The sequence below is a fragment of the Enterococcus sp. FSL R5-0957 genome, assembly GCF_038008005.1.
Classification (GTDB): Bacteria; Bacillota; Bacilli; order Lactobacillales; family Enterococcaceae; genus Enterococcus_B; species Enterococcus_B faecium.
On the sequence record NZ_JBBOYG010000001.1, the window covers coordinates 1,314,078 to 1,329,084 of the forward strand.

Sequence of the window (15,007 nt, forward strand, 5' to 3'; positions counted from 1 at the left end):
CACGTCAAAACAGAAAAAAATAAAAAGGAGGGGAAAAATGACGACCACAGGGAAGAAACTGAAAGTTATTTTCATGCTGATAATATTGAGTTTATCAAACTTTGTGCCATTATCTGCAATAGCAGACACTACAGATGATCCAACAGTTTTAGAAACAATTTCAGCTGAAGTCATTTCGGATCAGTCTGGAAAAAAAGCACTGAATATCAAGCTAAATGCGAATAACACCAGTGCTGAAAAGATAGAAAAAGAAATTGGTCTAGTCGAAAATTACTTAAGTGATGTGGAAAGAAAAGAAGGAGATGGCTATGCTTATCAGGTAAATAGCGGGAAAATTACGTTGGAAATCTCATCAAACACTAAACAAACTATCGATCTGAGTTTTCCAATCGATCCAGCACTTTACCACAGCCAGGCAAACAAGCTGATCGTCGATAATAAAGAATATGACATTATTGATGAGACAGAAAATAAGAAAGATACAGATGTGTCAGTACCAAAGGCAGACGAAATAGAAGAAGAATCATCAAAAGAAAACGAAAATTCTGTCAGCCCATTTACATTGCCTACATTATCCTTGCCAGCTGTGAGTGTGCCATCTAATCAAACGATTCCTACAGAATATACAACAGATGATCAGGGCACTTATCCTAAAGCCAGTTGGCAACCTACAGGAAATACAAATGTTCTTGATCATCAAGGCAATAAAAACGGAACAAATCAATGGGATGGTATAAATTCTTGGAATGGAGATCCTAATGATCGGACCCATTCGTATATCGAATATGGAGGAACTGGTAATCAAGCAGACTATGCGATACGAAAGTATGCAAAGGAAACAAGTACACCCGGATTGTTTGATGTTTATTTGAATGATCGTGGAAATGTACAAAAAGATATCACGCCTCTTGATCTCGTATTGGTCGTAGACTGGTCAGGAAGTATGAACGACAATAATCGGATCGGTGAAGTAAAGATTGGTGTCGATCGTTTTGTCGATACTTTAGCAGATAGCGGTATCACAGACAAAATCAATATGGGATATGTCGGCTACTCAAGCGAAGAATATAGCTACAGTAACGGTGCAGTACAGATGGGTTCATTTGATTCAGTGAAAAATCAAGTAAAATCCATTACACCTTCACGGACAAATGGTGGTACTTTTACACAAAAAGCACTAAGAGATGCAGGAAACATGCTATCCGTTCCAAATGGACATAAAAAAGTGATCGTTTTGCTGACGGATGGTGTACCAACATTTTCCTATAAAGTACAGCGGGTACACGCACAATCAAGCAGCAATTATTACGGAACTCAGTTTTCTAATACGCAAGATCAGCCGGGAAATACTTCTCGAATCTCAAGAAGCTATTATGCACCTGACCAAAACAATCTATCCAGAAGAATCGACAGTACGTTTATCGCAACCATCGGAGAAGCGATGGCACTCAAAGAACGAGGAATCGAAATACATGGTCTTGGCATCCAACTTCAAAGCGATCCGGCAGCTGGTCTCTCAAAAGCAGAAGTAGAGTCTCGTATGCGACAAATGGTTTCATCAGATGAAAAAGGCGATCTTTACTATGAATCAGCTGATCATGCAACAGATATCTCTGAATACCTAGCCAAAAAAGCTGTACAGATCTCAGCAACTGTAAGCAATGGACAAATAAATGATCCAATCGCAGAACCATTCATTTATCAGCCTGGTACACTTTCAGTCAAGAGTGTGGGGACAAGTCCTACAACGGTCACTCCATCTATTTCCATAGAAGGAAATACCATCAAGAGCAATCAGATCTATTTAGGAAAAGACCAAGAAATCCAAATCCATTACCAAGTGAGAATCCAAACAGAAAATGAGGACTTCCATCCAAATTTCTGGTATCAAATGAACGGCAGGACAACTTTCCAGCCAAACATTGATACCAATGAATTAGCTGAATTCGGTATACCATCTGCTAAAGCTCCCGGAGTCAGTCTTCACATCAAAAAGTTATGGGAAGAATTTGACAACAATCTAGCTGATCGTCCAGATCAAGTTACTTTTGAGATTCAACGGGAACATACGACAAATGCTGCAGCTTGGAAAAACGGATATATCCGCATCGCTAAACCAGCTGAAGATACTGCAAATACGTGGGAACGTGCAGACGTCGACAAACTCTCTGCAAATAGTGGAGAAAGTTATCAAGAGATACTATCACTGCCTCAATATAATAATCAAGGTCAAGCATTCAGTTACCAAACAAGCAAAGAACTACCTGTACCAGGATATGATTCTCAACAAATAGACGCACTGACATGGAAGAATACTAAACAATTCACACCGTTAGACTTAAAAATAACGAAAAATTCCTCTACAGGAGAAAAGGATCTTAATTACTAAATGAGGATCTTTTCTTAAGTTTTCCGATATTCTTTAAGAAGGCCTTTTTGCATCAATTCTTGTTTGTTTTTCAAGTTGCGGATATTCTCTTCAAAATTTTGAGAATATATCACTGAGAATAACGTATTTAATACGTAATCGAAGGCAATTTGAGAGGAGAAAGTTGCTACTTTAGCAAAATCATATTCCTCCTGCGATATAACAAGACACATATCAGCCTGTTTGGCCATTTCTGAATGCTGATTTCCGGTAATCAGCAAGGTAGGGGCCTCTACATGCTTCAAATAGGTCATTATTCGTTCATAATGATGGATGCGACCGCTGTAGCTAATAAAAATAGCGCAATCCTCGCTAGTCAAATTGGCTGCATTCCAAGAAGAATCACTGTATTCTTCGGCCATGATCAAAAACTTATTCAACTTGACCATTTTATTCTGGAATTTCCTTGCCGTGATTTGAGAATCACCTTTTGCAAAAAGAAAGATTCGCTGTGCCTTGTTCAATACTTTACCGATTTGATCTAAATCTTCATGTTCAATCTGCAATTGTGCTTTTTTTATTGACTGGATCGATAAATCCGCCATTTTCTTTGCAATTTGCTGAGTGCTATCTTCACTTGAAAAAGGAAAATTAGGATCAATCGTTTGATTGAACTGAGCAATCAATTGATGAACTTCCCGCCCCAGCTCGAAACGGAATTCTTTAAATCCGCTGAATCCCATTTTTTTGCATAAACGAATGATAGCTGAATGGGAAGTATACGTAGCTTTTGCTAATTCTTCAATCGTCATGTAGACTGCAGCTTCGATATTCCTACGGATGTAATCGGCAATCCGTTTCTCTGTCGTGGTAAACAACTCTTGTTTTGTTAGTTTTTCTTCAATAAGCATGATCTGACCTCCAAATTCTATCTTACTGATAAACACTTGGTTCCGCTACTATCTTTTTGATTTTTATCCTTACTTTGAACATTAATTTCATCAAACCGAATAATAACAAGTGTTTTTCTGAACTTTTTTACCAGAATAGCTATTACAAATACTTTCTGCGCTTTTCTAGGATATACTAAAAACATCAATAAAAGGAGGCACCACTCATGCTTACAATCGCTTATCTTGGCAATGGAAAGAGTACAAATCGCTATCATTTGCCTTTTTCAAGAAAACTTACGAACAAAATCAATATCAAAAAAATTTTTTCCCCATCTGAACCAGTGTGGAAAACATTCGAAGACATCGAATATACTGATCAGCTGTCTGATCTTTGGGATGATCCTGAGATCCAATTAGTTGTCATCACTACACCTAGTCAATTTCATTATGAATATGGAAAAATGGCACTCGAACATGGTAAGAATGTACTAGTAGAGAAACCTTTTGCAGAAACGTCAAAGGAAGCAGAAGAGTTATTTGCATTAGCAAAAGAAAAAGGGCTATTTATCCAATGTTACCAAAACAGACGGTTCGATTCTGACTTCTTGACAGTCCAAAAAGTAATCGAAAGCGGAAAATTAGGGGATATTTTAGAAGTAGAAATGCATTATGATTATTTCAGACCGGAAGTACCAGAAAATACGCATGAATTTTCTACTGCGAACAGCTATTTATATGGACATGCTTGTCATACAGTAGATCAAGTTCTTTCTTATTTCGGCGAACCAGATGATATCAGCTATGATGTACGTCAACTTTTAGGGAAAGGACGAATGAATGATTACTTCGATCTGGATTTTTTCTATGGAAATATGAAAATTTCGATAAAATCCAGTTATTTCCGCATCAAAGAACGTCCAAGTTTCGTCGTTCACGGAAAAAAAGGGATGTTCGTGAAACAAACAAAAGATCGACAAGAAGAACATCTGAAAATGTTTTACATGCCTGATCATGAAGACTTTGGTATCGATTTGCCCGAACATTATGGTGTATTGACCTATATAGATGAACAAGGGAGTTATCATGAAGAAAAAGTAATTTCCGAGGTTGGTGATTACAGCCGTGTCTACGAAGGGATTTACGAGACATTAGTTAATGGCGCAGAAAAAGTCATCAAAGATGAAGAAACAATCTTACAAATGAAAATTTTGGAAGAAGGAATCAAAAGCATTCAAGAATCAGAAGGAAAAATATGACATATTTGTAAGAATCGGGTTTTTTTTTTTGACGCATAAACTGTCTTATTGTACGATGAAAAAGTATAGAACTACTGGGAGGAACCAACATGACAAATTATGACGGTGAAAAACACAAACGATTAAGAGGTTCAATGGCCCCTAAAACAGAAGAAGAAGTGGCTTTAGCAGGAACTAATTCTGGTGAAACAGAAGACAAAGAAGAATCATTAGCTGGCACAAACTCTGGTGAAACAGAAAATAAAGAAACAGCTTTATCTGGTTCAAATTCTGTAGAAGAGGAAACAAAGCCTAATGAGCCCAATCACTTTGAAAAAGATATCGAAAAAGCGGTTGAAGATGTCAAAGAAAAATTTGAAGAACTGACCTCAAAAAATAAACATGATCATCATTAATCGGACGAAATCAATTCATAAAAGCAGGAGACATTTGGTCACCTGCTTTTTTTCTGTATCCATTCGATAGAAGTCGTTCGGTACAGTCGTAAAAAAAATCCAACTGTAAGTTGTACCAAACACCCCTCGATTTAAAAGCGCTACCATACTAGAATATAAGTAGGAGGTGAACAGCGCTGTGAACTACAAAATTAGTTATCTCCTGAAAACACCAAGAGAAATCAGTCTAGAAAAAGCAGCAGAGATCATCGAAGTAAATACAAGCGAGGTGATCAAACAATTAACTCCTTTTGCCGAATATGTGGATGATACCCATATCCGTATAAAGAAATTCCGAGCAATCGACTGGGCAGAAAAATTTTTGGATATTACTCGATTTGAAGCTGTGTATACCGAACAAGAGCGAAGAGATCTTCTTTATTTGATGGTTTATTCGACTGCAACGTCTGTTTCTGTTTTTCATTTTCAAGATTTTCTTCAGGTTTCTAAAGGGACAGTCCTGTCAGATATCAAAAAGATAAGAAATGAATTAGAAGTGGAAGATTGTCAGCTGTCGTATACTAGGAAAACTGGTTTTAGGCTGCTAGGGTCAGAAGCAATATTAAGAAGAGAAGCAAAAAATCGCACTGCTCGTTTGATGCAGTCACTTGCTGGAAGATTTGGGCTCACGTATTTAACCGCAACCCTTTCCATTGATTATTACGCCAAAGTTAGAGATTTGCTAGATAAAACGATTTCACTATCAGATCTTCGATTCGCACCAAATCGAATGGATGAATTAGCTTATTATTTGAGTTTGACAACCATTCGAATTGGAAAAACATCCATGGAACTGGTAAAAGATGCTGAACTGTTGGCTTCTCTTGCAGTCACTGACATTAGTCGACAAGTATTGACTGGCCTTGGCTATTCCAAACATCAAAATTCGGAGATTATATTTTTCTCTCTTTGCTTAGCATCGATCGTTGAAGGAGATGTCCAGGAGCCTGCACTTGATTTTTTGCTGGAATGTTCTTCAGAAGTCATCCATCGCATGGAATTCCTGATGGCCGTAGAATTTGCTTCGTTTCGTGAATTATTGATGAATGTCTTTTATCACTTGGTCCCTGCCTATTTTCGTATTTCCTATTCTTTTTATTTACCTAATGTGATGATCGATCAAATTAAGCATCAATATGCTTCCATCTACGAAATGACAAGAAAAGCATTACTTCCGTTAGAAAGACGAATAGGGAAGAGCATCCCTGAAGAAGAGATTGGTTTTTTCACTATACTATTTGGCGGAGAGATCAGAAAAGCGGACGCAGAAGAAAGAAATAGAAAAATAAGAGCCGTGATCGTCTGTCCAAGTGGCATTAGCTCTTCATTGATCTTAAAAAGTGAACTTCAGCAATTATTCCCGATGATCTTTTTTACAGAGACTAATTCAGCTGACCGCTTACACGAGGTTGACGAAACTTCTTACGATATTATTTTTTCTACTGTACCTCTCACACTTACTGATAAGAAAAAGTCTCTCTATGTTCTGCATCCAATCATGACTGACTTGGAAAAAAATCAGCTGATCAATCAAGTACAAAGAGATTGGCTGATACCAGGATTTTCAATGCCTTCTGCCCAAGAATTGTTGTCGGCGCTACTGCCTTATATCGAATTAAAAGAAGGCGTAGACGAAGAAAAGCTCTATCAAGTATTAAATCGTAAAATGAACAAACTTTTAGAAAAGAAGGAGGATCAACGTCCTATGCTATCTGAATTATTAACAGAAGAAATGATCCAATTATCGGATCAACCAAAAAACTGGCAAGAAGCAATCACATTTGCCGCACAGCCGCTATTATCAGAAAATAAAATAGAAGAAAGTTATATCAAAGCTATGATCGAGCGCGTGGAGCAGTATGGTGCGTTTATCCATATTGGCGACCACATCGCATTACCTCATGCTCGTCCAGAAGATGGCGTAAATGAAGTAGGGATGTCTTTGCTGAAACTTCAACAACCTGTGGATCTGCTTGATGATCCTGCCCATCCCATTAGTTTGTTTATCTGTTTAGCTGCTATCGATAATGAGGCGCATCTTCGGGCGTTGGCAAATTTAACAAAGCTACTTTCTAATAAACAAAATCTTCAAGATTTATTACACGCATCAACAAAAGAAGAAATATTAGCGATCATAAGAAAAGGAGACGAATGATATGAAAATTTTTGCAGTATGTCAAAGTGGATTAGGAACAAGTTTTATGGTAGAGATGAACATCAAACAAGCACTTGCAGATCTTGGAGCAGATGTGGACGAGTTTGAAGTAAGTCATACGGATGTTGGAAGTGTATCTAGCGATATGGCTGATTATTTCTTCATTGAGCATTCTTTGAAAGATACGCTAACTTCTATACCTGATGAAAAGCTCGTACCTTTGCAATCGATCATTGACAGCGAAGAAGTAAAAGAAAAAGTAACGAAGATCTTGTCAAAAGAATAAAAATGATTCAAGGGAGGAACTATCAATGGATAAATTGTTGAATTTGTTTGTGTCAATCGTCAGTCAGCCCTCCATCCTCGTTTCTTTGATTGCACTGCTTGGTCTCGTTCTTCAGAAGAAGAAATTTTCAGAAGTGATCCAAGGAACTATCAAAACATTTGTCGGATTCCTAGTACTGATCGGCGGTGCTGGTCTAATCAGTAATTCACTAACCCCTTTTGCTTCGATGTTCCAAATAGCTCTGCATACTCAAGGAGTAGTTCCTAGCAATGAAGCAGTAGTGGCGATTGCTTTGCAACAATACGGTACACCTACTGCTTTGATCATGCTAGTAGGGATGATCGTGAATATTTTACTTGCTAGGTTCACAAGATATAAATTCATTTTTCTTACAGGTCAAGCAATGCTTTATGTTTCTTGTCTAACAGCAGTCATTTTAGTGAGCGCGGGGTTTACTGCAAATTTGTGGATGATCTTATTAGGCGGGGTCTTCGAAGGAACACTATTAACTATTACGCCTGCTCTTTGTCAACCGTTTATGAAGAACATCACTGGAAACAATCAAGTTGCGTTAGGGCATACCGGAAATATCGGTTATGCTTCTAGTGGATGGATCGGAAAGTTTTTTGGAAACAAAGACCGTTCTACAGAGGACATAAAGATTCCTAAAAGTTTCAGCTTTTTGCGAGATTCTACTGTATCGATCATGCTCTTGATGTCGATCGTATATGTCGCACTTGCTTTGTTAGCTGGTCCTGGATTTGTTGAAAGAGAACTAAGCAATGGAGACAACGCTGTAATCTTTGCACTGATCCAAGCTGGAACATTCACAGCTGGGTTTGTTATCGTCCTTCAAGGGGTTCGAATGGTATTGGCAGAAATCGTTCCAGCATTCCAAGGGATTGCTAAAAAACTCGTACCCGATTCTAAACCAGCATTAGATGTTCCTATCGTTTTTCCATATGCACCTAATGCTGTATTAATTGGCTTTTTTGTTAGCTTCTTTGTAGGAACACTATCCATGTTTGCTATGATAGGCTTGCAAACTACAGTTATCATTCCTGGGGTAGTAGGACATTTCTTCTGCGGAGCTGCTTCTGGTGTCTTCGGCAACTCGACTGGCGGTAGAAGAGGGGCGGTATTAGGTTCTGCTTTCAATAGCTTATTGATTAGTTGGCTGCCATTATTTATCCTTCCAGTATTAGGAGATCTTAAAATCGCTTCTTCTACATTTGCCGATACTGATTATCTAGTACCAGGACTTGTACTTGGGAAACTAGGAGAATACGGTCAAATGGCCTTGACAGTTGGAATCATCGCTTTCTTTTTACTTGTCGTATTATCTAGCTTTCTTTTTGCCGGAAAAAGAACAAACATTGTTTCTAAAGAACAGAATTAAGCAAACTTCAAAATAAAAATTGCTTGGACAATATCAGAAGAAGATTTAAAGTCTTCTGATATGTCGCAAGCAGTTTTTTGTTTTATGCATTTATTTTTGAATAGCTTGTTAAGACAAGTGGCTGTTTTGCTAGAAGAGGATAACTTTTACCATTCATTTTCACTGTTCCGCCTGTTCTATCAGAAGTAATCACGATCTTATCTTTTGTTTTTTCAAGCGAAATCTTTCCATCTTTGATAGGTAGCGTACAATTCAGTGTTTCAAATGAATCTAGATTAGGTTGTATCATAAATTCTTCATAACCTGGCTTTGTTGGATACAAACCGATAAAATAGCGTCCTAAAAGATAGATTGGGCTTGCTCCCCATGCACGGCATAAGCTTTTTCCATAAGGATCTCCATACATACTGTACTTTTCATTTCCTGTTTGAGTAGGGTCGTATTCTTCCCAGAAAGTTACCGCATCATGAGATAACATCCCTCCCCAATAATCAAGAATCGTTTGGTAGACGATATTCGTCTGTCCGAGTTTTCATAAAGCATCTTGTTCATAGAATTTGAAATATGGAGTAGTAATCTGTGTGATAGTGTCATTCAATAAGACATTCTTTAAGATCGATTGCTGTTGGTCTTTGTTAGCAAAATCGAATAAAACAGCGAAAATATTCGCATGACGCGTCACATTTCTTCTCCCAGATTCATAGCAATCGATAAAAGCGCCAAGTTCTTCATCCCAAAAGTAGTCAAATAGGTTTTGTTTCAATAGTTGATATTTTTCTTGATAGAGATGAGTATGATAATTTTCGTTCTCTCCATATGTTTCAGCTAAGATATCTCCGCAAGTGATCATGGAATGATAGGCTTTCAGTAATAAGACTTGTTCTGCAGCAAGCGTTCCTTCTTTATCCATTTCAGACCAATCAATAAATATCCAATCTTTTGCTCTCCCATAAATAAACCCTAATTCATTCGTTTGCTCCATCAAGTATCTCATTAATGATTGCATCTTAGGGTAGACGATGCATAAAAATTCATAGTCTTTCGTCATCATATAGTGGTTTTCGATACCAATCAGCCACAAGATCGAATAGTCAACGATAGTATTCATATGCTGCTTGATTTCATTTTGTCCTCTTAATGCTAATATCGTTCGTTTATTGATTTCCTCGTCAAAAAAAAGATATTGATTGATTATGAATGATTGATACGCATCTCCAGACCAAATCCAGCGATCTCGTTTGATACCGTCGATAAAAAACAAATCACTACATAACTTGAATGTTTCTTCTGATACTGACCAGATCTGATTCAGTAAAGAAGAATCGCTTGAAAAAGCAGCTTGTTTCGAAAGAGATAAAAATTCATGAAAAACTTGAAGTTGAACCATTCCAGTAGAAACCTCTGGTATAAACAAATAGCGAAAAGCGCGTTTACGAGCTTTCATTTTTCTTGTCATTCCTATTTGCTTATAGTAGCAATAATCGATATCCATAGCTTCTACATCGGACTCTCCATAACATAGAGTGATAGATTCGATGTGGTCATCCAGAGATATTAGTTCTACACAGCCATTCACTGCTCGCCCAAAATCGAATAAGATTCCTCCGCCAATCTCCGTTTCAGTGACTGGATGGACGCATTCTTTTTGATAATAGATTTGATTTGGGTCTTTTGCGATATCGACATAAAGCGGACTCCAGCCAGCTGGATATTCTTCAATAAAATTACTTGCTGTCCAGCCAATATCCGATTTTACTTCGTCTCCCTCGATAAACATCGCTGGTAGCCCTGATGTATGTCCTACAAAGATACGAATTTTTGCTTTACCAGCTGGACAAGTCAGCCATTTTCCACATGGATGTTCTTGTCCATTAATTTCTACATACCCAACTCCTTGGATCGTCACTTTAAACATGGAAGGTTGATCAAGAAAGTAATATCTCTTAAACTTGACGTTCCGATGGCAATCATCCATGTACCAGTACGCTGGCCAGTCAAAACCTCGTTCTTCCCGTTGGAAATTTTGTAGCAGTCCATGGCGGATCTCAAAGTCTCCAGGATACCAAAGCCATCTATCTTTATGTTTTTCATTTGTCATTTTACACGACCTCCATCAAATTTATTTTGTTGTCAATTGTTCTTTTATTTCTTCATCTACTCTTATCACTGTCTTTCTATTCGTCCTGTGTACTACTAGAAGGCTAATAAGCGCGCTAATCAACAGCAAGATACTGCCATTGACGAAAACAGCAAGTGTTTTACTCCCAAGAGAAGCAAAAGAGAGAAAGAGCAAACCATATGGTGCAATGAAAGTACCTAAATTAGCGCCAACCAATAAGATTGAAGTATTGAAACTCTCCGCGTGCTTGGGCGCTTGGATACTTACTTAGTTGAATAAGTAAGGAATGAATAACGAAAAAGAAATTCCTGTTAGGATCGCACCAAACCCAATCACATACAGGTTTATCACAGTGGCAATCAATACAAAGCCGATTCCCATCAGTAGTAAAGAAAGTGTAAGCATATAGCGATGTGCTTTTGTCTGAAGCCAGCCAAAACAAACTCCGGCAGCCATACTTGCCAATTGCATGATTGTTAAGATATTCGCTGCATTAGTTTCGTTTCCTAGAGAATAAGTCGTCAGGACTGTGGCTAATTTAATCGATACAGCATTATATACCACGATGACCAGCAAGAGAAAAATACCATAACTAATCATTTTAGGATTCGTTTTGATTACTTGTCTTGTTGGGGCTGTGCCATGTGATTGAAGTTCAGTTGTTTCAGGTGTAGGAACAAACAAAACAAACAAGACAAGAATAGGTAAGCTGATGGCGTAGATTAAAAAGGTATATTGCCAACCGAACTGTACTAGCTGTCCTGCAACAAATGTCATTAAAGCTGCACCAAATCCTTGAAATGCACTTTGAAAACCAATCATAGAGGCTCGTTCATCTCCGTGATAAAAGGCAGCAATCATGCTGACTGCCAAAGAATTGATCAATCCAAAGCCAATACCTAGTCCAGCTCTTGAAGCTAAGACAATACTGTAACTTTGTGAGAAGAGGGGGAGGATACCACAAATCGATGCAATCACTAATCCGATGATCACAGTTTGTTTTTGTCCGATTTTCCTAGCAATAAAGCTACTAATCAAAACAAAAATAGTGACCATAAAGGAGGGAGCAGTCGTTAATAATTCAACAGCAGATAAAGAACGCGTGACATAAGTAGCTGACATACTGGGAATTGCAGACGTGACTGCACCAGCAGAAGTCAGAATAAGAGAGACTGACAGCAGAGAAAATTTCATCATCTTTTTATTCATAAGCATGTTCCTTTCATTTTTGTAAGCGCTTATCAAAAATATAGTATGAAGTGGTTATTCTCTCAATAGCGGAATCACAGGAAGTTCATGTCCCAACCATAGAAAGTCTTTATGAAACCAAAAATAGCTTTGCATATAATAGCAGTACAGCGTAAACTAATAAGCGAAAGAAACCACTTACAAAAAGGAGGGAGTCAATTGGAACTAGCTGAATTAGACACTTTTTTGCGTAACGAAGAATCAATCGAAACTCTGCAGCGTGAACAAGGAATGAATATCAATGATTTAAACTTAGCTTACCATCTTCAGACACCGCCAAAAATCCACCGAGGAGATCTATTTCAACAGGGAAATATTCATATCAGTAAACACCGTCGATATGCGGAAGTTCCCGAGCATACACATGATTTTGTTGAAATCAATTATATGTATAGCGGTACATGTTTACAAATTATCAATGGAGAAAGGATAGAGATGGAAGAAAGTGACGTGGTGATCATTGATAAAGAAGCTACTCAAAGAATCGAATACACAGGGCAAGAGGATATTTTAATCAACATCTTATTAAAAGAAGAAACCTTATCTACAGAGATATTGAATCATTTGGCAAGCACAAATAATCTACTTTCTTCTTTTTTGATCAATGCATCAAAAGAAAAAGGGGAACATACACAATTCATTCATTTTCGCGGCGGAAAAACAAGTCGTTTGACGCATTTGATTGAAAATATGCTGTTGATTTATTTTGATACATACAGTCATAAGATCCGTTCGTTAAATCTCTATACATCACTATTACTGATCGAATTGACTCATTTATTAGAACAACAAAGCTTTTCATCAGCAGATGGATGCGCAGAAAATGAGATGCTTAGAGTATTAGATTATATCGATAAGCATTTTACTTCTTGTACGTTAAAAGAAACAGCAGCTCATTTTGGCTACAATCCGGTCTATCTTAGTAATAAATTGAAAATGTATTTTGATGCTTCCTTTCAAGAACTGGTTCTAAAGAAAAAATTCGACTTTACGTTGGAATTGATTCAAGAAACGAGTTTTTCGTTGGAAGAAATCTCTAATCGTATCGGATATAAACAAACGACTTCTTTATTCAAATTATTCAAAAAGTATTCAACATGTACTCCCAATGAATGGAGAAATAAACATTAAGAAGAAAATCTTTCACTAAAGCATATGAAGGAAAATTGTTTTAGGTGCGGTTGCTGTCTTATTATATCGTTGCAGCGAATTTTTTTTGGATTTATTTTCAGTTCTAAACTTTTGGTTGTATTATCAGGGGATATAGGTGTAAACATTTGTCATTTATCTGTTATGCGTATTCAGGAATTCGTTTCCATCAAAAATTATAATAACAACTATTATAATTAACATGTTGATAAAATGAATAAACAAGACTATACTTTTCATGAAAGTAACAAATAGTTATGAAAAGGAGCTGTTTATTCATGAAAAAAAACAAGTCGTAAAGTAGTAATCGTCGGTACAGGTTTTGTTGGAACAAGTATCGCTTATGCAATGATCAACCAAGGAATCTCTAATGAATTAGTATTGATCGATGTGAATCAAGAAAAAGCAGAAGGGGAAGCATTGGACCTTTTAGATGGTATGGCTTGGGGCGATGAAAATGTGGCTGTATGGTCAGGTGGCTATGAAGAATGTAAAGATGCTGATATCGTTGTTATCACAGCTGGTATCAACCAAAAACCTGGTCAATCTCGTTTAGATTTAGTTAAAACAAATGCGTCAATCATGCGCCAAATCGTAAAAGAAATCATGGGATCAGGATTCGACGGTATTATCGTTGTTGCTTCAAACCCAGTAGATATTTTGACATATATCGCTTGGAACGAATCTGGTCTGCCAACATCACGTGTTATCGGTACTGGAACAACATTGGATACAACTCGTTTCCGTAAAGAAATCGCATTGAAATTAAAAGTTGACCCACGCAGCGTCCACGGCTATATCTTAGGTGAACATGGTGATTCAGAAGTTGCTGCATGGTCACATACAACTGTCGGTGGTAAACCAGTGTTTGAAATTGTAGAAAAAGACCATCGTATTGCCCAAGATGAATTAGATGTGATTGCTGATAAAGTCCGTAATGCTGCTTATGAGATCATTGATCGTAAAAAAGCAACTTACTATGGTATTGGTATGAGTACTGCACGTATCGTAAAAGCTATCTTGAATAACGAACAAGCTGTATTGCCTGTATCTGCTTATTTAACTGGTGAATACGACGAAAAAGATATCTTTACAGGTGTGCCATCAATCGTTGACGAAAATGGTGTTCGTGAAGTTGTTGAATTATCAATCAACGAAGAAGAAAAAGCAATGTTCAGCAAATCAACAAGTGCTTTAAGAGAAGTATTGAACACTGTATTATAAGAAACAATGAATATGAACTAAAAATCCTAAAACTGCTTAACAGCTGAAATAGCTGTTAAGCAGTTTTTTATTGATATCTAATAGGTAAGCAAATAAACAGAATGGTTAAAATTAATCGGTCCAAAAATGTATCCGTACATATGAACATATGAAATTTAATCTGTTGATTACAATAAGCGAATCGTTATCAATGTTTATCTGTGGTTAATTAAAAAATCCTTCCGCAATGGCAAATACAATGATTCATATCTAATTCGTTCATATTTGATTAACTGAATAAAGAAACTGGTTTTTATCATTCAATTAAACGACAAAAAAAGTAAGAAAAACTGCAAAATTTTTTTATAATTTTGCATAAGCAGATTTTGATGGAAAAATGACGATTTTTGATAAAAAACCGTTCGAGAGAGGTTTATCATTTTTTGAATCTACTTTGTATAATATATATTATGTAAACTAAAATATATAAAAAACTA

The 15,007-nt window shown here is 37.0% G+C and carries 8 protein-coding genes and 3 pseudogenes; 8 read left to right on the forward strand and 3 right to left on the reverse strand.

The genetic code is table 11. The features are described 5' to 3' along the window. Nucleotides 1-37: 37 nt before the first annotated feature. A pseudogene (locus MKX69_RS06345) lies at nt 38-2,380 on the forward strand (VWA domain-containing protein); the annotation flags it as partial. Nucleotides 2,381-2,403: 23 nt separating this feature from the next. Here the strand turns inward: MKX69_RS06345 and MKX69_RS06350 are convergent. Then, complete coding sequence (locus tag MKX69_RS06350; RefSeq protein ID WP_002295882.1) at nt 2,404-3,279, reverse strand: MurR/RpiR family transcriptional regulator; 876 nt, start codon at nt 3,277-3,279, stop codon at nt 2,404-2,406. Nucleotides 3,280-3,485: 206 nt separating this feature from the next. On the opposite strand from MKX69_RS06350, the gene MKX69_RS06355 reads away from it, so the two are divergent. The 5 genes from MKX69_RS06355 (at nt 3,486) to MKX69_RS06375 (ending at nt 8,791) form a co-directional block, all read left to right on the forward strand. Next, the gene (locus MKX69_RS06355; protein WP_341009378.1) at nt 3,486-4,517 is read left to right on the forward strand and encodes a Gfo/Idh/MocA family oxidoreductase; all 1,032 of its coding nucleotides are present in this window, start codon (nt 3,486-3,488) and stop codon (nt 4,515-4,517) included. An 89-nt stretch (nt 4,518-4,606) separates the two neighbouring features. Continuing rightward, nucleotides 4,607-4,912, forward strand: coding sequence for a hypothetical protein (locus MKX69_RS06360; RefSeq protein WP_002286049.1), 306 nt, complete (start codon nt 4,607-4,609; stop codon nt 4,910-4,912). A gap of 178 nt (nt 4,913-5,090) precedes the next feature. After that, on the forward strand, nt 5,091-7,106 hold the full coding sequence (locus MKX69_RS06365) for a BglG family transcription antiterminator (RefSeq protein ID WP_341009381.1): 2,016 nt from the start codon (nt 5,091-5,093) through the stop codon (nt 7,104-7,106). A gap of 1 nt (nt 7,107) precedes the next feature. Beyond that, complete coding sequence (locus MKX69_RS06370; protein WP_002286047.1) at nt 7,108-7,392, forward strand: PTS sugar transporter subunit IIB; 285 nt, start codon at nt 7,108-7,110, stop codon at nt 7,390-7,392. Nucleotides 7,393-7,417: 25 nt separating this feature from the next. Further along, on the forward strand, nt 7,418-8,791 hold the full coding sequence (locus tag MKX69_RS06375; protein WP_341009384.1) for a PTS ascorbate transporter subunit IIC: 1,374 nt from the start codon (nt 7,418-7,420) through the stop codon (nt 8,789-8,791). An 82-nt stretch (nt 8,792-8,873) separates the two neighbouring features. On the opposite strand, the pseudogene MKX69_RS06380 reads toward MKX69_RS06375, so the two are convergent. Next, nucleotides 8,874-10,889: pseudogene (locus tag MKX69_RS06380) on the reverse strand (alpha-L-rhamnosidase-related protein). A gap of 21 nt (nt 10,890-10,910) precedes the next feature. Next, nucleotides 10,911-12,152 (reverse strand): annotated as a pseudogene (locus MKX69_RS06385) (MFS transporter). Nucleotides 12,153-12,344: 192 nt separating this feature from the next. On the opposite strand from MKX69_RS06385, the gene MKX69_RS06390 reads away from it, so the two are divergent. Beyond that, nucleotides 12,345-13,289 (forward strand): AraC family transcriptional regulator, encoded by a 945-nt coding sequence (locus MKX69_RS06390; protein WP_341010515.1) that lies wholly within the window; start codon nt 12,345-12,347, stop codon nt 13,287-13,289. A gap of 324 nt (nt 13,290-13,613) precedes the next feature. After that, nucleotides 13,614-14,531, forward strand: coding sequence for an L-lactate dehydrogenase (locus tag MKX69_RS06395; RefSeq protein ID WP_151403386.1), 918 nt, complete (start codon nt 13,614-13,616; stop codon nt 14,529-14,531). Nucleotides 14,532-15,007: the final 476 nt, after the last annotated feature.